The organism is Nostoc sp. 'Peltigera membranacea cyanobiont' 213 (assembly GCF_002245975.1).
Lineage (GTDB): Bacteria > Cyanobacteriota > Cyanobacteriia > Cyanobacteriales > Nostocaceae > Nostoc.
In genome coordinates this window covers 54,742-76,580 of sequence record NZ_NOLI01000016.1, presented here as the reverse complement: position 1 = coordinate 76,580, position 21,839 = coordinate 54,742, and the positions used below count along the sequence as shown (strand labels likewise).

General features: G+C 44.7%; 18 protein-coding genes. 8 read left to right on the top strand and 10 right to left on the bottom strand.

Annotated elements, in window-relative coordinates; all coding sequences use genetic code 11:
- Positions 1 to 80 precede the first annotated feature (80 nt).
- The 7 genes from secA to surE all read right to left on the bottom strand — a co-directional run bounded on the left by secA (position 81) and on the right by surE (position 8,927).
- Positions 81 to 2,873: a preprotein translocase subunit SecA gene (gene secA, locus CDG77_RS07385; protein ID WP_094328743.1), complete on the bottom strand. Its 2,793-nt coding sequence runs from the start codon at positions 2,871 to 2,873 to the stop codon at positions 81 to 83.
- A gap of 320 nt (positions 2,874 to 3,193) precedes the next feature.
- Complete coding sequence (locus CDG77_RS07380) at positions 3,194 to 3,766, bottom strand: diheme cytochrome c (RefSeq protein ID WP_223269731.1); 573 nt, start codon at positions 3,764 to 3,766, stop codon at positions 3,194 to 3,196.
- 139 nt (positions 3,767 to 3,905) lie between these two features.
- A complete protein-coding gene (locus CDG77_RS38450; protein WP_262985138.1) occupies positions 3,906 to 4,037 on the bottom strand; it encodes a hypothetical protein in 132 nt (43 codons plus the stop codon).
- A 191-nt stretch (positions 4,038 to 4,228) separates the two neighbouring features.
- The gene (locus CDG77_RS07375) at positions 4,229 to 5,137 is read right to left on the bottom strand and encodes an AAA family ATPase (RefSeq protein ID WP_094328742.1); all 909 of its coding nucleotides are present in this window, start codon (positions 5,135 to 5,137) and stop codon (positions 4,229 to 4,231) included.
- A 126-nt stretch (positions 5,138 to 5,263) separates the two neighbouring features.
- Positions 5,264 to 6,343: a bifunctional riboflavin kinase/FAD synthetase gene (locus CDG77_RS07370; RefSeq protein WP_094328741.1), complete on the bottom strand. Its 1,080-nt coding sequence runs from the start codon at positions 6,341 to 6,343 to the stop codon at positions 5,264 to 5,266.
- A gap of 604 nt (positions 6,344 to 6,947) precedes the next feature.
- Positions 6,948 to 7,844, bottom strand: coding sequence for an MBL fold metallo-hydrolase (locus CDG77_RS07365; RefSeq protein ID WP_094328755.1), 897 nt, complete (start codon positions 7,842 to 7,844; stop codon positions 6,948 to 6,950).
- Positions 7,845 to 8,120: 276 nt separating this feature from the next.
- Positions 8,121 to 8,927: a 5'/3'-nucleotidase SurE gene (gene surE, locus CDG77_RS07360; RefSeq protein ID WP_094328740.1), complete on the bottom strand. Its 807-nt coding sequence runs from the start codon at positions 8,925 to 8,927 to the stop codon at positions 8,121 to 8,123.
- Between the two features lie 222 nt (positions 8,928 to 9,149).
- Between surE and pheS the strand changes: the two genes are divergently transcribed.
- From pheS to CDG77_RS07340, 4 genes are all read left to right on the top strand, one after another.
- Positions 9,150 to 10,142 carry a phenylalanine--tRNA ligase subunit alpha gene (gene pheS / locus CDG77_RS07355; protein WP_094328739.1) on the top strand — a complete coding sequence of 331 codons (993 nt, stop codon included), beginning with the start codon at positions 9,150 to 9,152 and terminating at the stop codon, positions 10,140 to 10,142.
- Between the two features lie 259 nt (positions 10,143 to 10,401).
- Entirely contained in the window at positions 10,402 to 11,505 is a 1,104-nt protein-coding gene (locus CDG77_RS07350; RefSeq protein ID WP_094328738.1) for a DUF262 domain-containing protein, read from the top strand.
- The gene (locus CDG77_RS07345) at positions 11,505 to 12,170 is read left to right on the top strand and encodes an MAE_28990/MAE_18760 family HEPN-like nuclease (protein ID WP_094328737.1); all 666 of its coding nucleotides are present in this window, start codon (positions 11,505 to 11,507) and stop codon (positions 12,168 to 12,170) included. The genes CDG77_RS07350 and CDG77_RS07345 overlap by 1 nt, the downstream gene beginning before the upstream one ends.
- A 244-nt stretch (positions 12,171 to 12,414) precedes the next feature.
- Positions 12,415 to 12,564: a hypothetical protein gene (locus CDG77_RS07340; RefSeq protein ID WP_262985139.1), complete on the top strand. Its 150-nt coding sequence runs from the start codon at positions 12,415 to 12,417 to the stop codon at positions 12,562 to 12,564.
- A 120-nt stretch (positions 12,565 to 12,684) separates the two neighbouring features.
- Here the strand turns inward: CDG77_RS07340 and CDG77_RS07335 are convergent, their stop codons facing one another.
- Together CDG77_RS07335 and CDG77_RS07330 are read right to left on the bottom strand one after the other, a co-directional pair.
- Positions 12,685 to 12,909: an alpha/beta hydrolase family protein gene (locus CDG77_RS07335; RefSeq protein ID WP_223269729.1), complete on the bottom strand. Its 225-nt coding sequence runs from the start codon at positions 12,907 to 12,909 to the stop codon at positions 12,685 to 12,687.
- Positions 12,891 to 13,823 (bottom strand): hypothetical protein, encoded by a 933-nt coding sequence (locus CDG77_RS07330; protein WP_094328736.1) that lies wholly within the window; start codon positions 13,821 to 13,823, stop codon positions 12,891 to 12,893. Before CDG77_RS07330 ends, CDG77_RS07335 begins: the two co-directional genes overlap by 19 nt.
- A 135-nt stretch (positions 13,824 to 13,958) precedes the next feature.
- Between CDG77_RS07330 and CDG77_RS07325 the strand changes: the two genes are divergently transcribed.
- From CDG77_RS07325 to CDG77_RS07310, 4 genes are all read left to right on the top strand, one after another.
- A complete protein-coding gene (locus CDG77_RS07325) occupies positions 13,959 to 15,413 on the top strand; it encodes a sensor histidine kinase (protein WP_094328735.1) in 1,455 nt (484 codons plus the stop codon).
- Between the two features lie 112 nt (positions 15,414 to 15,525).
- Complete coding sequence (locus CDG77_RS07320) at positions 15,526 to 16,698, top strand: sigma-54-dependent transcriptional regulator (RefSeq protein WP_094328734.1); 1,173 nt, start codon at positions 15,526 to 15,528, stop codon at positions 16,696 to 16,698.
- Positions 16,699 to 16,973: 275 nt separating this feature from the next.
- Positions 16,974 to 17,864, top strand: a complete 891-nt coding sequence (locus CDG77_RS07315) for an alpha/beta hydrolase (RefSeq protein ID WP_094328733.1) — start codon at positions 16,974 to 16,976, stop codon at positions 17,862 to 17,864.
- A gap of 208 nt (positions 17,865 to 18,072) precedes the next feature.
- On the top strand, positions 18,073 to 18,828 hold the full coding sequence (locus CDG77_RS07310) for an SDR family NAD(P)-dependent oxidoreductase (RefSeq protein ID WP_094328732.1): 756 nt from the start codon (positions 18,073 to 18,075) through the stop codon (positions 18,826 to 18,828).
- A 252-nt stretch (positions 18,829 to 19,080) separates the two neighbouring features.
- On the opposite strand, the gene CDG77_RS07305 is transcribed toward CDG77_RS07310, so the two are convergent.
- Positions 19,081 to 21,801 (bottom strand): HD family phosphohydrolase, encoded by a 2,721-nt coding sequence (locus CDG77_RS07305; RefSeq protein WP_190233921.1) that lies wholly within the window; start codon positions 21,799 to 21,801, stop codon positions 19,081 to 19,083.
- Between the last annotated feature and the right edge of the window lie 38 nt (positions 21,802 to 21,839).

The following is a 21,839-nucleotide window of genomic DNA, read 5'->3' as shown; positions in this document are numbered from 1 at the left end:
TTTTTTGAGAGATGCCTTAAAATACAAAGACGCAAAAGCACACTCTGCGCCTCTGCGTCTCTGCATGAGATATTCTCTACTTACACCATCTCAGACGAAGCCTGCATCATCTGCTGCGGCTGAGGCTGGAACATAAACAACGAATAAACCACATCTCGGCGAATGTTGACCATCATATCCAAGAAGAGTTCGTAACCCTCGCTCTTATACTCAATTAGCGGGTCTTTTTGACCGTAACCACGCAATCCTACCGATTCGCGCAAGGCATCCATTTGTTGCAGGTGTTCCCGCCACAGGGTATCAATGCGTTGCAAAATAAAGAAGCGTTCGGCTTGGCGCATCAGTCCGGGTTGAACTTGGTCAATCTGCGCTTCTTTGAGATCGTAAGCAATTCGCACCTGTTCGTGGAGGAAGGCTTTAATCTCGCTGACTGACATATCTTCTAATTGATTTGGCTGCAAGTCTGCTAGCAGATAGACAAATTCTTTGACTTTCTCAACCAACTTTTCTAACTCCCACTCTTCCGAGGGTAAGTCTATGTTGATGTAGTAATCTACGATGTCGTCCATCGTTTTTTCAGCGTACTTGATTACCTGTTCTTTCAAATCTTGACCTTCTAACACCCGCCGGCGTTCGGCGTAAATAGCACGACGTTGATTGTTCATCACCTCGTCATACTCAAACACCTGCTTACGGATGTCGTAGTAGTAGGTTTCTACTTTTTTCTGTGCGCCTTCCAAACTGCGGGTAAGCATCCCCGATTCGATGGGCATATCTTCTTCTACGTTGAAGGCTTGCATTAACCCAGCAACACGTTCGCCACCAAAAATCCGCAGTAGGTTATCCTCTAAACTGAGGAAGAATCTCGTGGTTCCAGGGTCGCCTTGTCTACCTGCACGTCCCCGTAACTGGTTGTCAATCCGCCGCGATTCGTGGCGTTCTGTACCAATTACGTGCAAACCACCGATTCCCACAACATCATCATGTTCGCGGGTAGTAAATTGTTCGTATTCCTGCTTAATCCGCTTGTAAGCTTCCCGTAATTTAAGAATCACTGCATCGTCTATGGGAGCTTTTTCTGCGGCTATAGCTACCTTGTCTTCTGCTTCCAATTCCGGTAAACTGCGATCGCCATACTCACGGACTGCAATTTCTACTGCATCTTTCAGTAGTTTTTCTGTCTCTTTTGTCAATTGGGCGGGGAAAATTTCTGGTGAAGCCCGCCAAGTTTTAACTTTTTTGCCAGGGACAAAGCCTTGACCACCACCGTGTCCTGTAGGCAATCCGGCTGGTCTTTGAACGCCAAAGTTATCTTCATCTTCTGGCATAACGATACGGGGCATGAAGTATTCCCGCAGCTTCAGACGTGCCATGTATTCGGAGTTCCCACCCAAGATGATGTCTGTACCTCTACCAGCCATGTTAGTAGCAATGGTAACAGCACCTTTGCGTCCAGCTTGGGCGACGATTTCCGCTTCCCGCTCGACGTTTTCCGGTCGGGCGTTGAGCAATTCGTGGGGAATTTCCAGTTGCTTCAGCAGTCGGCTGAGAAGTTCGGATTTTTCGACGCTAGTGGTTCCCACTAATACAGGTCTGCCGAGTTGGTGCATTTCGGCACATTCTTTAGCGATCGCCCCCCACTTGCCAGCTTCTGTCTTAAAGACCATATCAGATAAGTCTTCACGTCTTCTGGTTTGGTTGGTGGGAATTACCGCAACTTCTAGTTTGTAAATTTTTTCAAATTCTGGTTCTTCCGTTTTTGCCGTTCCCGTCATTCCACCCAATTTTGGATACAGCAAGAACATATTTTGATAAGTAATTGTCGCTAGAGTTTGAGTTTCTGGCTGAATCTCTTCGTGTTCTTTGGCTTCAATAGCCTGGTGTAATCCATCACTCCACCGCCGTCCGGGTAGCACCCGGCCGGTAAATTCATCCACAATCACCACTTCCCCATTGCGGACGATGTAATTTACGTCCTTGAGGAAAAGTTCTTTGGCTTTAATCGCATTGAAAACGAAGTGCGCCCAAGGATCTTCGGGGTCAAATAAATCTGTGACTCCCAAAAGATTTTCCGATTCAGCAAAGCCTTCATCTGTCAATAGCACGTTACGAGCTTTTTCATCTACATCATAATGCTCGTCTTTTTTGAGTGCAAATGCGATTTCAGCCGCTTGCAGATACTTTTCTGTAGGTCTTTCCACTTGCCCAGAAATAATCAGAGGTGTCCGCGCCTCATCAACTAAAATCGAGTCAACCTCGTCAATCACGCAATAATTGAATGGGCGTTGCACCACATCTGCCATTGATGTCGCCATGTTATCCCGCAGGTAGTCGAAACCGACTTCGCTGTTGGTGACATAAGTGATATCGCAATCGTAGTTTTTCTGGCGTTCGCTGGGAGTCATGCTTGACTGGATTAGCCCCACACTCAGCCCCAAAAACCGATGCACCTGCCCCATCCATTCAGCATCCCGACGAGCCAGGTAATCGTTCACAGTGATGACGTGTACGCCTTTACCAGTTAGGGCATTTAAATAACTCGGCAAGGTTGCTACAAGTGTTTTACCCTCACCAGTTTTCATTTCGGCAATTTGCCCTACGTGCAAAATGATACCGCCAAGCAGTTGGACATCAAAGTGCCGCAAGCCTAAGACTCGCCGTCCTGCTTCCCGAACAACGGCATAAGCTTCTGGCAATAGGTCATCCAGGGCTTCGCCTTTGGCGAGTCGTTGTTTAAATTCGACAGTTTTACCTTTTAACTGATCGTCGGAAAGAACCTTAATTTCTTCCTCTAAAAGGTTAATTTCAGTAACAGAAGGCTGGTATTTTTTAAGCTTACGAGCGTTGGGGTCGCCCAACAAAAGTTTTAACATGGCAGGTTATAGAACTGAATCAAGGGGATGGGGATTAAAGGGTCGGCATTGATTATAAACATTTAACCCAACCCAACCGTCTTGGTCGTGGATGGGTGTGAAATGAGAATTACCTCAAAAACAGGAGAAAAACTAGTCAGTTAGTTTCTTAAATGATTGGTTTTAACTCTTATCTTACTATTTAGTCTTTCTTCATAGTATCATTTTGCCCCCAACTGGGGGCAGAGAAGGACTGGGGGAAGAGAGTTATGAGTTAGTTCTAAATTTTCCAACCCCTAATTCCTGTACAGACAAAGATTTTTCGCGTCTCTCCTAATTCCTCACTTCCATTCTGCTGACAGGCGGCGGAAATTGTAGTCACTAGCACTGGGATGACAACTGACACAGCTACCAACCTGGACGGGACGTGGTAACTTCACTCCTGGATGCAAAGCTTTGAAATAACGCGAGTTATTGACGCGATAGGGTGTTTCTTCATCGTCTAGCTGAACGCGGGAGAAAGTCAAAAGATATTTCCACACCAAAATGCGCGGCGGATCGACTAGAGGCTTTAATTGTGCGCCGTAATGCTGCGAGTCTTGCAGGAGATTTTTCCAAGTTTGGGTGGGTAAAACGGCTGGTGGTAAGGCAATGTGGCAGGTAGAGCAGTTTTCTAAGTACAGTTCTTGCCCCAGTTGGTACTGGGCAGGTACTACGTCAACCGTGCCAATTTCGGCGGGGGGTGTAGCACTTTGGGCATTAGTTGCTAAGGCTAGAAGCCAACCCATAGCTAGGCTCCACGTAACAATTACCAAAAGTAAACCGAAAAATTGGCGTTTGAATTGGCGTTCGGCACTTTGCTGTGGCGTTTGGCGATCGCGATCGCGGGTTTTGCGCTTAATAAAAATTGACATTCCTCACATTCCCAGATATTTAGAAGTGGCGCTTGTGCTAATCATAGGACTTACGCTGTATTGGTAGTGTTTCGGATTTTGGGTAAGTAGTTTTAGTTTTATTAATGGCAAGCCGCTCTGCGTCTATACATCTCTAAGATTAATAGCAGTGGCACAACACTGAGCTATGCAAGAAAAGATATCTTGGTAGTTTTAAGCTGGCTTTAATCTCCTCAACGGGTGTATCGTCAGAATCAACCTCTTCTGCTTCTGCCTGTTCTGGAACCAACACAATTACCCGAACCTTTTATCTTATTTTGTAGGAGATCCTAACATTTGAAATCCAAGCAAGATCGGGGAATTTAAGTTTATCCTGACTTGAGTACAGGGTTGCATTGGATTTCAGATTCTGTTAGTAGTATTTCAAGAGAAAGCAATTAGACCAAAATTGAGAAGCAACTGTTATCTACCTTTTTTATTACCTTAAGGAATAGAAACCGATCGCAATAATCGCTCAACAACAGTTCTTGCATTCCTTCCTCCTCTAGGAATCAGGCGATGGCAAAGAACGTGAGGGACGAGAAATTTTACATCATCGGGAATAGCATAATCACGCCCTAATAGAAAAGCTAGCGCTTGGGCCGCCCGTTGTAATGCTAATGTACCACGCGGACTGACACCAAGGGCGATTTCCTCATCTTGGCGTGTTGCTCGCACCAATTCGAGGATGTACTGTTGCAAGGAAGTTGCGACTTTTACTTGAGAGCAGAGGTAACGCAATTCCTGTACTTCTGCCAAGGTAATACAAGGCTGCAAATCAGCAACCTTCACACCATTTTGGAGATTTTGCAGCATCAGGAGTTCTTCTGTCTCCGAAGGATAACCCAAACTCAGCGACAACATGAACCGATCCATTTGCGCTTCCGGCAAAGGAAAAGTACCTTGATACTCAATAGGGTTTTGAGTGGCAATGACAAAAAACGGCTGGGGAACTGGACGAGAGACACCATCGACTGTTACCTGATGTTCTTCCATCACTTCGAGCAAAGCTGACTGAGTGCGGGGTGTAGCGCGGTTAATTTCGTCAGTTAGGAGGATATTGGCAAAGACTGGCCCGGCAAGAAAAGTAAATTCGCCGCTTTTTGGGTTCCAGATATTGGTGCCAGTAATATCAGTTGGTAGTAAATCGGGGGTACATTGTAGTCGTTGAAACTTGCCATCCAGCGAACGAGCTAAGGATTTAGCAAGCAGAGTTTTACCAACACCAGGGACATCTTCTAGGAGGGCATGACCACCACCTAGCAAAGCTACTAGCACTAAGCGTATTGCCTCTGCTTTACCAACAATAGTAAGAGCCAGATTTTGGGTTAAAGCGTCAATTTTTTCTCTCATGCAGCGCGGGGATTGGGGATTGGGAATTGGGAATAAGGGATTGGGGATTAGGGGGAATGGGGATTAGGAATTTCTTCCCCTCACCCTCTTCCCCTGTGCCTTTTCAATCCATTCCCGATGCCTTATCTATTGTTCCCACTCAGCACTCAAAACTTCTTTTGCAACAACGCAGTCAAGTTGAATTTGTGTTTTCAGGGCTTCTAGAGAAGGAAATTTTTGTTCGGGGCGCAAAAATTTAACTAGTTCTACAGCCAGTTTTTTGCCATACAAATCACCAGACCAATCGAATAAATGTACTTCCGCAGATGAATAAGTACCATTTACAGTTGGGCGGTTGCCGATGTTCATTACGCCCAAGCTCTCGCTAGAAAGAGCATCTGATGTTTCACTGAGAGTAAAAACGCGGACAGCGTAAACTCCTTGGCGGGGCAAAAACTTTTCTTTTGGTAGTTGGAGATTGGCGGTGGGAAAGCCAATGGTTCTGCCCAATTGTTGACCTTGAACGACAACACCAAAGAGAGTGTAAGGGCGACCTAGTAGTAGATTTGCGTTTTCGATGTCCCCTTGCTCAAGGGTTTGGCGAATCAATGAAGTGCTTATGCGGGCATCTTGAGTCGGAGTAGTACTGAGGCAGCTACTTTCTGTGGGCGATTCACCTGTATAAGTTTGTAAGGGAACGATGGTAACGGGGATATTGTGTTTGGCGGCGATTAGTTGCAAATCTTTAGCAGTACCACTGCGCTTTTCGCCAAAACAAAAATCCTGCCCGATGCTAATTCGCTGGCATTGCAGTTGTTGCACGAGAATTTTTTGGACGAATTCTTCAGGGGTCAACGCAGATAATTCTTTGTCAAAGGGTAGTAGTACCAGTTGTTCTACCCCAAGCGATCGCAATTGTTGGACTTTTTCATCCAGTGGTGTTAACAAAGTCCGGGGTTGCCCCGTGAAAAACTCCTGTGGATGGGGGTCAAAGGTGACAACTGTTGAGTAGGTATATTCTTGATTCGCTAGTTGTTGATTTTCCTGTGACTGGGGACTACTGGCTACTGACAAGCGATCGCCAGCGTGCAAGACTGGTTGAATTACCCTTTGATGACCAAGATGAACACCATCAAACTTGCCAAGGGCAACAGCAGTCGGCGTTAGCAGCCCAACGCTTGAAGAAGCAACCCACACAGAACACCCATTTTGAGACAAATTTAGCACGTGGATTCTGAGATTTTAGGTTTATTTTAGCTATCAGCAGGAAGCTACCTTATGGTAAACCGCCTTGAGGAGGACATTCACCAACTGCCCATCAGGTCTTGTGCGATCGGCCAAAATCCTAACCCACGGAAGTAGCCCCAGATGGTGTACGAATTTTAGATTTTAGATTTTAGATTAATGCCCCGCCCCTCATCGGCTGAACAAATCCAAAATCCTCAGTTTAACCCTGAGCCTTCGCGTAGCGTCTCGCAGAGAAGACAGCGATCTTTTTCAATCCAAAACCCAAAATCTAAAATTGGTTGACAGCTAATTGCTAATTCCAGATAACCACAAATACCAAAGCTAAAAAGGCTCTAGTTCCTTGTTGAGACTAGCAACGAGGTTTTAGGCTCAGTTCAGCCGCAAGAGAGGGCTTCTGTGGGTATCTGGACTGTGTTGGTGAATCCTATAAAGTAGTTTCCTCCTGTTGTTGCCCTTATCCTATGGTTGGCGTGACAATTCTGGGCAGTGCTGTCTCACCGTGCAGCCAACAGGTACGCTCTCGCGCTGAAAGCTTCCGATCACCAATCTAATCTAAAATCTCCAATTCCTCCGATCGCAATCTTTAAGTAGAAAACTTACTAACAGGAAAAGATTCTGATAAGGCTACTGAGGTGGCAATTTGAAGTACCAATCCTTCTCGTGCCATGATCGCTCCAGGAAATTTCGCAGCTGCTTGTTTCCCTACACCATCTAAAAAGTCATCATCGTGTGCTGGGTCATGATGGTAAATCACCAGAGTTTTGACATTAGCAGCTTGTGCCACTTTCACAGCTTCTTGCCAAGTAGAATGTCCCCAGCCAATTTTGGGGGATTTTGGAGAATGATATTCTTCGTCTGTGTAGGTGGAATCGTAAATTAGAATATCCGCATTCCGAGCTAACCACAGCACATTGTCATCGAGTCGATCGGGAAAATGTTCGGTATCGGTGATATAAGTAGCAGCACCACCACGCCAGTTGACGCGGTATCCTACGGCTTCACCTGGATGGTTTAAAGGTGCTGTTTCTATGGTAAGGTCATCGATGTGGATTGGTTGCCCTGGTCGAATATCGTAGAAATTTAAATTAGCTTGCATAATCTGCAAGGGTACGGGAAAGTTCGGGTGCAACATTTGATCGTTGAGGCGCTGTTCTATAGTAGAACCATCAGGTGCGATCGCGCCGTAGATATGAAAGTCATTTCCCTTCACAAAACCTGGGCTAAAGAAGGGAAAACCCTGCATGTGATCCCAGTGAGAATGGGTAAAAAATATATGAGCTTCTAACGGCATCTGGCGCAACAAAGATTGCCCCAAAACATGTAGTCCCGTGCCAGCATCGAAAACTAAGCGTTTATCGCCCGCTTGCATTGATATGCAAGGGGTATTACCGCCGTAACGAACAGTGTGTGGCCCTGGACTGGGGATGCTGCCGCGAACGCCCCAAAATTGTACGGTAAATTGGTTCTCTATCCTAGACATAGGTGTTGCTTGCTGGACTGAGCGGGCGATATTTTGGATTGCTGCTTTATTTGGCTTAAGTTTATGCTGTCTTACTGATTGTGCTAGAGGGAGGATTTCTTGGTAAAACAGCATACCCTGTTTCTGACCGATTGTGTAAATGTGAATGAAATACTCTCAGGTAAGATTTTTTAGCTTTTAGGGTGAATGTGTATCAGTTATTTCAAGAGTGCCCCTACGTTATAGCCTACATTCTTATCGAATGCATTTGAATAACCCCAGTTTTGTCCTGATAGGTCAAATGATTCCCGGAAAATTAAATTCCCAGTCAGACAATTTATCTAGTCCATCTGCGTAGGTAAGATTGTACTGCAACGGTGTGATACTGATGTGGTTTTTACGGACAACACTTACGTCTGTCGGTACATTTTCTGGCAGATTTAAACCAGTTGGAGGTTCTACATCCTCAATTACCTCTCCAGTTAACCAGTAGTACGTTTTTCCACGAGGATCGACTCGTTTATCAAACACATCAATATAACGCCGCACTCCTTGACGGGTAAGAGTAACACCGGCAATTTCTTCCCACTTCACAGCAGGAATATTAACGTTGAGCAACATTAAATCTGGCAGAGGTTTTTGGGCTAACTGGTCTACGAGAACTTTGGCAAACTTAGCAGCAGGTTGAAAGTCTTTAGATGTATGACTAATAAGACTCAGCGCTACGCTGGGAATACCTTCAATTAGACCTTCCATTGCCGCCGAAACAGTGCCGGAATATAAGATTTCAGTTCCCAAATTTGCACCTTGATTAATGCCAGAGAGAACCAAATCGGGGGGAGTATCTAGCAAAGCCCACAGTGCCAATTTGACGCAATCTGAAGGCGTACCATCGCAAGCCCAAGCTTTGACAGCAGGATGAAAAATCGACTCAACAATTTCGGCGCGAATGGGTTGGTGGAGAGTTAATCCATGTCCAGTTGCCGATCGCTCTCGATCTGGGCAAACTACACTCACATCATGACCTGCCTCTGCCAAGTAATTGGCTAGGGTGCGAATCCCCAAGGCAGAAACGCCGTCGTCGTTGCTAATTAGTAATTTCATAGTCATTGGTCATTTAGTCATTGGTCACTAGTTATTGGTCATTAGTTATTTGTTATTTGTTATTAGTCATTTGTCAATGTCGTAGGTCACAAGTGGCAAAAAACATTTATACTCACTAGTACACAGTGGCGACAGTTTGCCCCTTATCTGTAAGTTGATTTATCGAGCAGTTCACGGCTTTTGACTATAAACTAATGACTAATGACCAATGACGAATAACTAATGACTAGCAATTTAGAAGCTCAACTTTTAGCACTGCGGCAATCAGGAGAAAAAGCGATCGCAGCCGCCGACACCCTAGAACGTCTAGAAGAACTCAGAGTTAATTATCTGGGTAAGAAAGGGGAACTGGGGGCACTGTTGCGAAGTATGGGGCAAATGAGCGCAGAGGAACGACCGAAAATTGGAGCGATCGCCAATACAGTCAAAGAATCTCTGCAAACTAGTCTAGACCAGCAACGCGCCGCCCTAGAATCCGCGCAAATTCAGGTACAGCTAGAGGCGGAAACCCTGGATGTAACTATGCCGGGAATTTACAGCCCCCAAGGTCGCATTCATCCCCTCAACGGCATTATTGACCGGGCGCTGGATATCTTTGTTGGTATGGGCTACACGGTGGCTCAAGGGCCAGAGATGGAAACAGATTATTATAATTTTGAGGCTCTCAATACTCCGCCTGACCACCCCGCCCGTGATATGCAGGATACCTTCTACCTGCCAGATGGCAATCTCCTCCGCACTCATACCTCGTCAGTGCAAATTCGTTATATGGAAAGAGAAGAACCACCGATTCGGGTTGTGGCTCCAGGGCGAGTTTATCGGCGAGATAATGTCGATGCCACTCACTCAGCAGTTTTCCATCAAATCGAACTTTTAGCTATTGATGAGGGACTAACTTTTACAGACCTCAAAGGCACAATTAAAGTATTTTTACAAGCAGTATTTGGCGATTTACCGATTCGCTTCCGCGCCAGTTATTTCCCCTTTACCGAACCCTCGGCGGAGGTGGATTTGCAGTGGAATGGTCGCTGGCTGGAGGTGATGGGCTGCGGGATGGTCGATCCGAATGTACTTAAGTCTGTGGGTTATGACCCAGAAATTTATACTGGGTTTGCAGCCGGTTTTGGGGTAGAACGCTTTGCTATGGTGTTACACCAAATTGATGATATTCGTCGCTTGTATGCTAGCGATTTGCGATTTTTGCAGCAATTTTAGGTAATTGGTTGCAAAGATAGAATAGGCTAATTGCATAAGTCACTAATTCCCCTAAGACTATAAACTTAGGATTACACCGAGAAGCCTGCTTGCTTTTGCAGGCTTTTGAAGTTTTTTCTTCTTTAGTTCTGGCAGTTTAGCTTTGTTTATTGCAGCTTAGTGATGATAAAGGTTAACTGTCTCAGCCTGAAATACAGAAATAACAAATTGGTTCAACTGACAAACATTTCCATATTTTCAACAACATTGGAGTAAAAACATGGGACTTCAGGAAGAAATCGACAAAATGAGGCAAGAAATTAGAGCCGATAACTATTCAATGTCTATCGGGGAATGGATAAGCCTTTATGAGAACGAAGAAATTGATATACATCCTGAGTTTCAAAGATTTTTTCGGTGGAGTACTATACAAAAAACAAGATTAATAGAATCTATTTTACTTGGTATACCTATCCCACCGATTTTTGTTTCGCAACGTGAGGATGGTGTTTGGGATGTTGTAGACGGTCTTCAAAGACTATCTACAATATATGAATTCGTGGGAAAACTCAAAAATGAAGATCAAGAAATTATCGAACCACTAATGCTGGAAGAAACTAAATATTTACCAAATCTAAAAGGTAAAAAATGGGAAGATTCTTCTGACCCACAAAACTCTTTAACGACAGCTCAACGTCTTTTGATTAAAAGGGCTAAAATTGGTGCAACTATTCTACTGAAAGAAAGTGACGAAATTGCCAAATATGAGTTATTTCAACGATTAAATACTGGCGGTTCAATAGCTACTCCACAGGAAGTAAGAAACTGTATTCTTGTAATGTTTAATCAGGAAATGTTTCATTGGCTTAAAAATTTAGGACAAAATGAAATGTTTAGAGAGTGTATAGCTCTTAGTGAACGACCACTTGAAGAACAATATGATATGGAGCTACTACTAAGGTTTTTAGTTTTCCGCACTATTGAAGAAAAAGAAATGAGGAAGATACGTAATGACTTAAGTGGTTTCTTAACCGAGAAAATGGTAGAAATGGCTAAAAATGAAAACTTCAATTATTCGGAAGAAGAAGCTGCGTTTAAGAAAACATTTGAAATTTTGTATGAACAGATGGGAAGTGATAGCTTTCGGAGATATTCTCCAACTAAAAATAAGTTTTTAGGAGGTTTTCTAGTTTCTGCTTATGAAGTCATTGCTTTAGGAATTGGTTACAACTATGAGAATTTATCTAACTCACATATTGACGTAACAGAGAGAGTAAAGCAAATTTGGATAAGCCCTGAATATACAAATTGGTCAGGTTCAGGTACTAATGCACAGCGAAGAGTACCAAGACTAGTTCCCTTTGGTCGTCAGATGTTCCAATAATGAAAATACGTACTTTAGAGCAGCTAAGTGATAAGCTGGCAGAAGAACTTGCATGGCGAAAAATAGAACTTTCAGCATTGAAAGCCCTAATTGATTTAAAGTCATTCGCGCCAGGAAAACAAAAGGCTTTACTTCGTAGTGGAATCACTATGCTTTATGCTCATTGGGAGGGGTTTATCAAAGTAGCAGCCAATACTTACTTAGAGTTTGTTGCTATGCAGGGTCTTCCTTATAATAAACTTTCCAACAATTTTATAGCATTGGCAATGAAAGATAAGTTGGATCAAGCAAATCAAACAAATAAAGCAACTATATACAATGAAGTCGCAGAATTTTTTATAACAAAACTGACAGAGCGAAGTGTAATAAAATACGAAAATAGAATTGCGACATCTAATTTATCATCATCAGTTTTTAAAGAAATAGTATGTATGCTAGGTTTAGATTACAGTTTATATGAATCAAAAGAAGTACTAATAGATGAAAAATTACTAAAGAAAAGAAATATGATTGCTCATGGAAATTCTCTTGACATAAATGAAGAAGACTATGATGAATTACACGGAGAAATAGTAGCGATAATCGATATTTTCCGTAATCAGATAGATAATTGTGCGTCTACAAAACAATATTATTGCCAAAGTACATCTATCACATCGCTTTAACATGAAAATAAGCGGCAATCAAATTTAGGCAAACACGGGTTTTCAAACTAATTGAGAGGATTGATGAAATGCAAGATGAGGACATTGATCTTTCTGACATTCCAGAAGTGACTGAATAACAGATGAAGCAAGCGGTGCTGCGGGTTGGGGGAAAACCAGTTGAACGGGGCAACAAGGTGGCAAACGTCTAACGCTTGAGGAATATTTGAAGTATGACGATCGCACGGATAACCAGTATGAACTGGTGGCAGGTGAGTTAGTTGTAATGCCACCCGAAAGTCCAAAAAATGTCCAGATATCTCTCTTTTTGCTGGTCAATTTCCTCAAGTTAGTCTCGGTTAATCGGTTAAGTAACAAAGTAGCTATATGGGTTACATATTCCAACATCTTTTAGCTTTAGTGTTTACTAGATTAAAACTATTAAGGTGGTCGGTGAATTACACTAACCACGCTTTTGACACTTTATTTAACTATTCCAGAATGACTATATCTCCCAAAGGTTCAAATCTACCACCTAAATATTTGGCGAGAAACTCTTGTGCGATCGCAAAAAAGTGCAACCGATTTTCTGGTCTGGCAAAACCATGTCCATTCGATCGCTTTCTGATTGTTTCACCCGCGGATCGTTTGCACCTTGACCGATGAGTAAAGGTTTTTGAATCCGGTCAGCGAAAATAAAGGCGATCGCGCAATCGCGGGTTGGAAATGCCTGAGCGATGCCTATGGGAGGCTCCGCCAAGCTACATTCTGTCCATTTACAGTTAATTGGGTTGCTTCTATGATTTGTCCATAGTTGTTGTGGCTACCAAAACCCTGAACCTTAACTTTGTCATTTCCCTGAATTATATTAACCAGTTGTTCGCCAACATGGGGGGCAAACTTAACTTCTACCCCAGAGGAGAGGATCAGGCCATTAAGTTCTCCTCGATGCCCAACTAACCAATGCTGAGTAGTTCCCTCGGCAGAGAAACTGGTGTAACTAGCAGGGTTAGCAGGAGGCGGGGGCGGCGCGGTAGGAGGTTGAGCAGCAATTGTCTGCTGATTCTTTTGATTAGTAATCTGAATTGCCCGGATTTCTTGCCCGAAGCGAGTGGCTGTACCACCCGTACCAGTGACGCTAACCTCAGCATTGGGAGCAATTAAATTAGTTAGTTGGTTGCTCAGATGAGACGGAAACTTGACCTGAAGCCCATTTTTGAGTAGTAAACCATCAACTCTGCCTTCGGGATTGAGTAAGTATTGTTGCACTGTACCAGTGTAAATTGCAGTATTGCCGTCAGGTGGGGGCGGAGCGATAGCAACTCGACTGTCTGGATTAACGATCGCCGCCGCAGGTAATCCCCGTCCTCCCATCGCTGATTGCTGGTTGAAGGCAAAGTAAGTGCAAACACCAGCAAAAGCGATCGCAATTCCGGCGACTCCACTGCTGAGGATCAAACGCAGGTTGCGGCGGCGAGTCTGATTTTGAGTCTGTTGGATACGCATAAGTTGTAATGCCTCCTGAAGATTTTCTGGAGAAATGCCTGCCTCTGTGGCAGCTTGCACCAGTTCTGAAGGTGCGTAATCATGGGATTTTTGCCCTTGGATTTGTGCTGCTAAGGTAAACAATTCTGTGGCAGTTTGGGAAGTAATGCGATCGCGAGAGTCCTGCATACGCTGTCTCACTCAAGGTTCAAATAGTTCATAATTCAAAGGTGCAAAAATCGTGCCAAAGGTACACGTTAAGTCAAACCAGATCGCAGAATATAAGAACTGGTTATATTTTTTGCCCTACAGGTTTTCTTATGTATGCCCCTGCGACGCTGGACTCTACGGCAACAACTTACAATTTTGACAGTTCTGTTTTTGAGTCTGAGTGGATTAGGGTTATGGCTAGTCATCCAACTCTTTGAGAGCCTGGAGGGGACAGTAATTTCCCGTAATCAGCGTGAATTGGCGAGTGCTAATACCCGCCTAATCAAGTTATTTTGGGAATCTCAGCCTAATCATCCAGAAACCCCTGACGAGCTTTTAAATCAGTCGTTACAGGATTTATCAACAGACGCTTTAGGGAATTTTCCCCGTGTAGAAGGAGGCTTCTATCTTCTACAGCGCGATCGCTTATTGGGATACGCTTTTCCTACTCATGGCGGGCCAGTGCCAAAAAGAGATATTCCTCCCACTGAACAGGATCTAATTTTACAATTGGCGCGACAGGCAACTAGCCAAGGTTTACCCCAAGAACTCGTACTTCGTCCCAAGTTGGATATTTTGGTACTGCGAGTAGATCCATTACCCCTTTGGGGGTCAGTATGGACTATGAAACGGATGCCACGGACAGAAGATAGTCCGCAGAAAATTTTGAGTGGGATGATAGTCCTGGGGATGTTAATTGTCGGTATATGGACATTTGCCATTGCCATGCAACTCCAGTGGGGCGTGCAGAAACTACAGCAGAGTCTCAAGGCGATGGAAGCCAATCCGGCAGAACAGATACCGCCTCTACCTGCTGAAATGGGACTGCTAGGAAGTGCAATCAACACAATGCAGTTTCGCCGCCAAGACTTGGAACAACGGTTGCGGCGAGTTGAACATTTGGCTTCATTAGGGCAACTGGTGGCAGGTGTTGCTCATGAAGTTCGTAATCCCCTCGCCAGTATGCGGTTGAACTTGCAATATACAGAACGCCAACTACAGAAACAGGCAATTAACAATCTCCCGATTGCGAGTTTGCTCGAACAGGTGGAACGTTTGGAACATCTAGTTAAAAGACTTCTGTATTTTGACCACAACCAACAGGAAATTCCCACAGTAATTTCCCTAGAAGCGATCGCTCAAGAATCAATTGCCTTACTACGCCTCAAAGCTGAAGAATGCGGAGTTGATTTGCTTTATCTGCCACCCACCCCATCCTTACCGCAAATACCGCTTTGTCGTCACGAACTGGGACAGGTATTCGTGAATTTGATTTTGAATGCAATTCAAGCAAGTCCTGAAGGCGAACAAGTAAAAATTGGAGTTGAGCAAATATCAAAGAATGAAGAAAAGAACAATTCCCTTTTGCTGGCTTGGGTTGAAGATCGGGGAAAAGGCTTATCTGCCGAAGCTCAAGAGCAAATTTTCATCCCATTCTATTCCACTAAACCGGAAGGAACAGGACTAGGGTTAGCCATTAGCCACGAAATTGTCACACGCAATAACGGTTATATCGATGTGCAATCTAAACCGGGATGTACTCGTTTTAGTATTTATTTACCTATTTAGGACTTACGCAAATATACCGTCTCAAACTCTCATCTCTCCGTGACCTCTGCGCCTCTGCGGTTCATTATTTCATAATTCCTAACTATTAACAGAAACAAGGAGATAAAGCTAAATGGCAAAAATTCTAATTATTGATGACGAAAAAGCATTACGAGAGGCGATCGCCCAAATATTGCACAGCGAAGGTCATGAGGTACTAGAAGCAGCTGACGGAGAACAAGGATTAAAGCTGTTACAAAACTCAGCCACTCATCTTGATTTAGTATTTCTCGATTTGAAAATGCCCAAAACTCAAGGGATGACCGTATTAAAGCAATTAGAGCAAAAGCGGTTTGAGTTGCCAGTGATTGTAATGACAGCTTATGGAACCAGTCGCACAGCAATTGAAGCAATGCAGTTAGGTGCTTACGATTATCTAACTAAACCATTTGACTTAGATGAACTGGTAAATCTGACGACGAAAGCATTAGCCCATCATCAAGAACCATTGTATCAGGTTGGTGAATCTACCTTACAGACAGGACAGGAGGAATTATTGGGGCGATCGCAACCGATGCAATCAGTCTTCAAGCTCATTGGTCGTCTTGCCCCCACAGATACAATTGTTCTCATTACTGGAGAATCTGGTACTGGTAAAGAATTGGTTGCTTCAACCCTTCATACAGCCAGTCCCCGCAGCAAAGCGCCATTAGTGAAAGTTAACTGTGCTGCACTACCAGAACATTTACTAGAAGCAGAATTATTTGGACATGAAAAAGGAGCATTTACCGGTGCAAATCACCTGCGACTTGGACGATTTGAGCAAGCAAATAGCGGCACAATTTTTTTGGATGAAATTGGAGAACTCAGTCTGGTGATTCAAGGTAAACTCCTGCGGGTGTTACAGGATTGTTCCTTTGAACGCCTGGGAAGCAACCAGACACACACAGTCAACGTGCGGATTATTGCCGCAACCAATCGGAACCTAGAGCAGATGGTACAGCAAAACCAGTTTCGGGAAGACCTTTTTTATCGCCTTAACGTTGTGCGGTTGGAATTACCACCCTTGCGCGATCGCCCAGAAGATTTAGAGCAACTTACCCAACACTTTCTTAGCACTACTGCTTTGCGACGGGGATTCAAACGCTTGGCGCTGGCCGAGTCGGCGATGAAGAGGCTGAGGAATTATACTTTTCCTGGTAATGTGCGGGAGTTGCAAAACACCTTAGAACGGGCAGCCATCCTCTCAGGTGGACGCACAATTTTACCGGAACATCTTGTCTTTAGCCAAAAGGATGAGATATAAATTATTTTGTATATCAGATAAAATTTATTTCGTCAATCAGTTGTAATACTTAAAATAATCTTAAATTAAGAGATGAAACAGTATTATAACGACAGAATGACTTTGTAAAAAATAGTCTTCATTTTTAGATAAATTCAATTATCAAGCGATCGCCAGTTTCCAAGCGGAATTTGTTTCCTTGGACTGCACCCTTGCAGACAAATATGCAAGCATCCGAAAATTTGATTGCCAAACTGACTATTAGCGACGTGTAGTAGCTATCCAGGAGGACGACTATGACTAGCCTACCATTCCAGACCCCGCCAACCGGAACGGCGACGATCGCAGAACATGAGGCACAGCAGGTTGAGCGTGCTAACGCAACAAAAAAGCAACCGATCGTCTTTGTCCACGGACTCTGGTTGCTGCCAAGCAGTTGGGATCGGTGGGCGGTAGTGTTCGAGGAGGCCGGCTACACCGTACTCACGCCCGGTTGGCCCGACGACCCAGAGACTGTTGCCGAGGCAAATGCAAACCCCGAAATCTTCGCGCACAAGACTGTTGGGCAGGTTGCAGACCACTTCGATGAGATTATCCGTGGGCTGAACAAAAAACCTGCCATCATCGGTCATTCCTTCGGCGGACTGCTCGTGCAGATCCTCGCCGGACGCGGGCTATCCTCGGCAACGGTGGCGATCGACCCGGCTCCGTTTCGAGGTGTGCTGCCTCTGCCATTTTCAGCGCTGAAGTCTGCGTGGCCGGTTCTTGGCAATCCAGCGAATCGTAACCGGGCGATCCCGCTCACCTATGAGCAGTTTCGCTTCAGCTTCGCCAATGCTGTCAGCGAGGAGGAGGCTAAAGAGCTTTACGAAACCTTCTCAGTCCCAGCATCGGGTGTGCCGCTCTTTCAGGCGGCAACCGCCAACCTCAACCCGTGGACTGAGGCGAAGGTAGACACCAAGAACCCAGAGCGCGGGCCACTGCTGATTGTCTCCGGCGAGAAGGACAATACGGTTCCGTGGGAGATTGCAAATGCATCGTTCCAACAACAGCAACACAATAGCGGCGTAACCGAGATTGTCGAGATCCCTAACCGAGGACACGCGCTGACAATCGATAGCGGCTGGCGAGAAGTCGCTGACACATCCCTTGCCTTCGTCCAGCGTTTCGTTCCATCCTCAATTTAGCCGTTTAGAACAATAATATGTTCAGATATCGGCTGTTTTTCACTTGGTTTCGTGGCGAGATTGCGAGCCTTTACAGCGTCTCTCACCTTATTTTTGGCACCTGCATCTTGGTAACATCCCCTCTACCTCGATCGAAGAGGTGCGATCGTTCGACATAATTCGCGCAGACGGCTTTTTCAAACTCAACAACCATAGGAAACTCATAACCATGAAAAAACTAGAAGGAAAAGTTGCAGTTGTCACGGGAGCCTCCAAAGGAATTGGTGCTGCCATCGCTTTGGATCTGGCAGCCGAAGGTGCAGCAGTTGTTGTCAACTACGCCTCTAGCAAAGAAGGAGCAGATCGCTTAGTTGACAAGATTCTCAGTGATGGCGGTAAGGCGATCGCAGTGCAAGCAAATGTTAGCCAAAAAGTAGAAATCGAACGTCTGTTTGCAAAAACGCAGGAGACATTTGGCAGGCTCGATATCTTGGTCAATAATGCTGGTATTTACGAGTTTTCTCCGCTCGAAAGCATCACTGAAGAGCATTTTCACAAACAGTTCGATCTCAATGTGCTGGGATTAATTCTCACCTCACAACAAGCTGTCAAGCACTTCAGTTCAGAGGGTGGCAGCATTATCAACATCAGTTCGATTGTTAGTACCCTCACGCCTGCAAATGCCTCTGTCTACAGCGCTACTAAAGCTGCCGTCGATGCTATAACAAAGTCCCTAGCTAAGGAATTGGGTTCGCACCACATCCGCGTCAATTCCATCAATCCTGGTATGGTGGAAACAGAGGGCACGCAGACGGCAGGATTGACCGCAGCCGACAACGAAGGGCGCAAACAGACTGAAGCCCAAACCCCACTTGGTCGCATTGGACAACCGCAAGATATCGCACCAGCAGTTGTCTTCCTCGCGTCCTCCGATTCCGCCTGGATCACTGGTGAAACGCTGTACATATCCGGTGGACTTCGCTAGTTTTAACTAAGTTTGGGGGTTTAAGTCTCATAGGCAGCAGGTTTTGTATCGGGGTTAAATCCCCGTTACAAAACGTAATTATATTAGCGTCTCGTAGAGAGCATCATTACGAATTATTTTAATGGTATGTCCGTTGTAGATATAGCGTTTCCTAATCACATGAGGTACATCATAGTCCCCTCATCGCTTGCGGGGAGGGGGTTGGGGGTGGGGTTCTTATACCTCACAAGGGCTGAGAACCGCTATATCAGATTACGAATTCCGCGCAGTACCACTAGCCTTCAACTTCGGATAAGCAATCCGTTTGTGGTGAAATTGCTGCCAAACATCCACAAATATCTGGGCAATTTGTGACATCTCTTCCCGTTTTAGTCCTGAATCGACGAGTTGATTGTCTTGCCATTTGGCACGCAAAATATTGTTCAGCATTGCTAAAGCTTGTTCGGGCGAGACATCTTTGAGCGATCGCTTATCTCCCTGATGCTTTGCTGAAGTCGATGCTTGCAGCGATCGCAGCGCTGCTTCACAAGAATCTGCTAACATGACAATTCCGGTTTCCCGTGATTGGGGAATTGGGCCATCGTAGCGAAAATCTGCGTCGTCCACTGTTAAACTTGGATCTTCCTGAGCCATTTGCTGGGCTTGGTGATGGAAATAGGCAATCAGCATCGTTCCCTGATGCTCTGGAATAAAAGCTTGAATCGCTGTCGGTAAAAGGTGTTTACGCGACATCACTACCCCTTCAGTTACATGCTTTTTGATAATCTCTGCACTCTTCCAAGGGTCTTTAATTTCTGTATCATGTTTATTCGGCCCCCCCATTTGATTTTCAATAAAACCAAGAGGGTCGTGCATTTTGCCAATATCGTGGTATAATGTTCCAGCCCTGACTAGTTCAACATTGCATCCTAGTTTTTTGGCAGCAGCTTCGGCAAGGGTAGCGACAAATAGCGTGTGTTGGAAAGTTCCAGGAGTCTCTGTAGCTAGTCGTTTTAATAAAGGGCGGTTAGGGTTCGCCAGTTCTGCCAGGCGGATGGGAGTGACTAAATCGAAAACTTTTTCGAGATAAGGACTCAACCCTAAAGCGACAACACTCCAGCCTAAACCGGATAAAGCAAAAAATCCGGCTTCTCGGAGAACGATATACCAGGTTGAAGCAAATGCTTGACCAATTAAGATTTTAACAACCAGATAAATGCTGCCTTGAGTTAAGGCGATCGCAACCCCTAATAATGCCAATTCTTCACGCGAACGCAATCGTTGGGCGACGTAACTACCTAATATTGCCCCACCTGCGCCAGCTAAAAGTGCAGCCTTGCTCATATCCAAGCTAATACCTAATATCGGCAACAGCAGTAATATCGGCAAGAGCAGTCCGACAACTGTCAACCCTAAAGTGGGGCCATAGAAGCTTCCCAACAATAAGCCAAGGGCACTCCAGGTAGTATAAGGCAATCCCATCGGCACCAATCCTGGCACACTCAGAGTTAGCAATAATACCAATAAGCGATCGCGTTGTCGCAATTCGTAATCAATATGTCGTTCTACCCAGACAAAAATACTAATGGCGATCGCAATCACGCCTCCTAACTTCACCAACTCCTGCCATTTCACCTCGCGGTGAACTAGATGATAATGCTCTAGCACATCAAAGTCCCATGCAGTAATCTGCACTCCTTTTTTAACAATTACCTCACCATCCCGGAACTTCACCATCACAGGTGACACTCCAGCAGCAGCCTTTTTAGCGTTTTCTCTGGTTTGTTCTTCATCTTCTTGCAGATTCGGCTTGAGTACAGCTACCAACAGGTTCTTTGCTAAAGGTTCGGCAGATTCTGGTACAAAGGACTGCAATTGTAAACTCACCGCATCCTGCAAAATATTTTTTGGCAGTCCCTGTGGGATGCCTTGAGTGAGAATCCGCTCTGCACTCTGATGGATTCCCCTTTGTGTTTTTTCCCACTCGACATCTGACAAATCCAAAAGTAAGGATTCCTCGTATACTGCTTCTGGCGTAACAGTCTCTAACTGTAAAAGTTTGGCAGTCGCTTGGGTGTATCTTTTGCGTGTTCGGGAAATTTGGGCAATCAGTAAAGACAAGTTTTTCTCAGAAGTTGTGAGGCGGTAAGATTCTAGTTCTGCTACTGCTTGAGTAAAATCAGTGTTTTGAGAAAAATCAACTCGTGTCTTCTCTGGCGTTGGTGTTGTGTGCGGTTGGCGTTCCTGATTGGGTGCTATAGATGATGGACGGGATGAGATGGCGGTTCGTCCTGTTCCTTTCTTCTGCTGATTTTTGCTATTTTCTACAGCCAATAACAGTGCTTGCCATTCTGAATCAGGGCAAGAGCGGAGGTAACGCTGGGTAGAGATAGACAAAACCACAGGATCAAAAAAAGGAAAAGCTCCAGCAACGACGCGAATTTCGTTACTATCATCCAGAAATTTTTGCAAATTTTCGTTGATTTGTTCGTTCATTCGCGAATCGAGCATCAACACTTGCAAAGAACTTTTACTGACTGCTTTGCGCTCGGCTTCTGTTTCTTTGCGATCTTCGATGCTAGTTGTGTAAGGCGCTATAATCGTTTGGGGCGCGGGATGTCCTACTTTGAGTTGAGTTTGGTTATATAATTTTTGCCCAAGAATACCTGTGAGGGATAGTATAGCGATCGCTAAAATTACCAAGGAACGCTGTTCGTGTACCCAATCTAAACAAACTTTATAAATACTCCTCTTAGTTTTTACCAATTTTGCCTTTAACTTGAGCGCCGTTTCTTGTTTTCGACGACAGCTTTTGTCATTGGTTTTTGAGAAAAATAAGATTATATTCTTCACAATAGTCCTTAGAAGTTCCCTTCTATGGCTTTTGCTTTTGGGATTTCTCATTAACTTTCCTTTACGGCGTAGTCCTTTGTACTGTCGCCGCCAGTGAGTCAATTGCTGGGTTAAGAACTGCAAAAATTGCTGCATTTTTATTATCTCTGCCTGCAATTGCCTACTTTGATAGCTCAAAA

Coding starts and splice junctions, on each gene's coding strand:
- secA (WP_094328743.1), bottom strand. CDS start 2,873: ATGTTAAAACTTTTGTTGGGCGACCCCAACGCTCGTAAGCTTAAAAAA.
- CDG77_RS07380 (WP_223269731.1), bottom strand. CDS start 3,766: ATGTCAATTTTTATTAAGCGCAAAACCCGCGATCGCGATCGCCAAACG.
- CDG77_RS07375 (WP_094328742.1), bottom strand. CDS start 5,137: ATGAGAGAAAAAATTGACGCTTTAACCCAAAATCTGGCTCTTACTATT.
- CDG77_RS07365 (WP_094328755.1), bottom strand. CDS start 7,844: ATGTCTAGGATAGAGAACCAATTTACCGTACAATTTTGGGGCGTTCGC.
- surE (WP_094328740.1), bottom strand. CDS start 8,927: ATGAAATTACTAATTAGCAACGACGACGGCGTTTCTGCCTTGGGGATT.
- pheS (WP_094328739.1), top strand. CDS start 9,150: ATGACTAGCAATTTAGAAGCTCAACTTTTAGCACTGCGGCAATCAGGA.
- CDG77_RS07350 (WP_094328738.1), top strand. CDS start 10,402: ATGGGACTTCAGGAAGAAATCGACAAAATGAGGCAAGAAATTAGAGCC.
- CDG77_RS07345 (WP_094328737.1), top strand. CDS start 11,505: ATGAAAATACGTACTTTAGAGCAGCTAAGTGATAAGCTGGCAGAAGAA.
- CDG77_RS07330 (WP_094328736.1), bottom strand. CDS start 13,823: ATGCAGGACTCTCGCGATCGCATTACTTCCCAAACTGCCACAGAATTG.
- CDG77_RS07325 (WP_094328735.1), top strand. CDS start 13,959: ATGCCCCTGCGACGCTGGACTCTACGGCAACAACTTACAATTTTGACA.
- CDG77_RS07320 (WP_094328734.1), top strand. CDS start 15,526: ATGGCAAAAATTCTAATTATTGATGACGAAAAAGCATTACGAGAGGCG.
- CDG77_RS07315 (WP_094328733.1), top strand. CDS start 16,974: ATGACTAGCCTACCATTCCAGACCCCGCCAACCGGAACGGCGACGATC.
- CDG77_RS07310 (WP_094328732.1), top strand. CDS start 18,073: ATGAAAAAACTAGAAGGAAAAGTTGCAGTTGTCACGGGAGCCTCCAAA.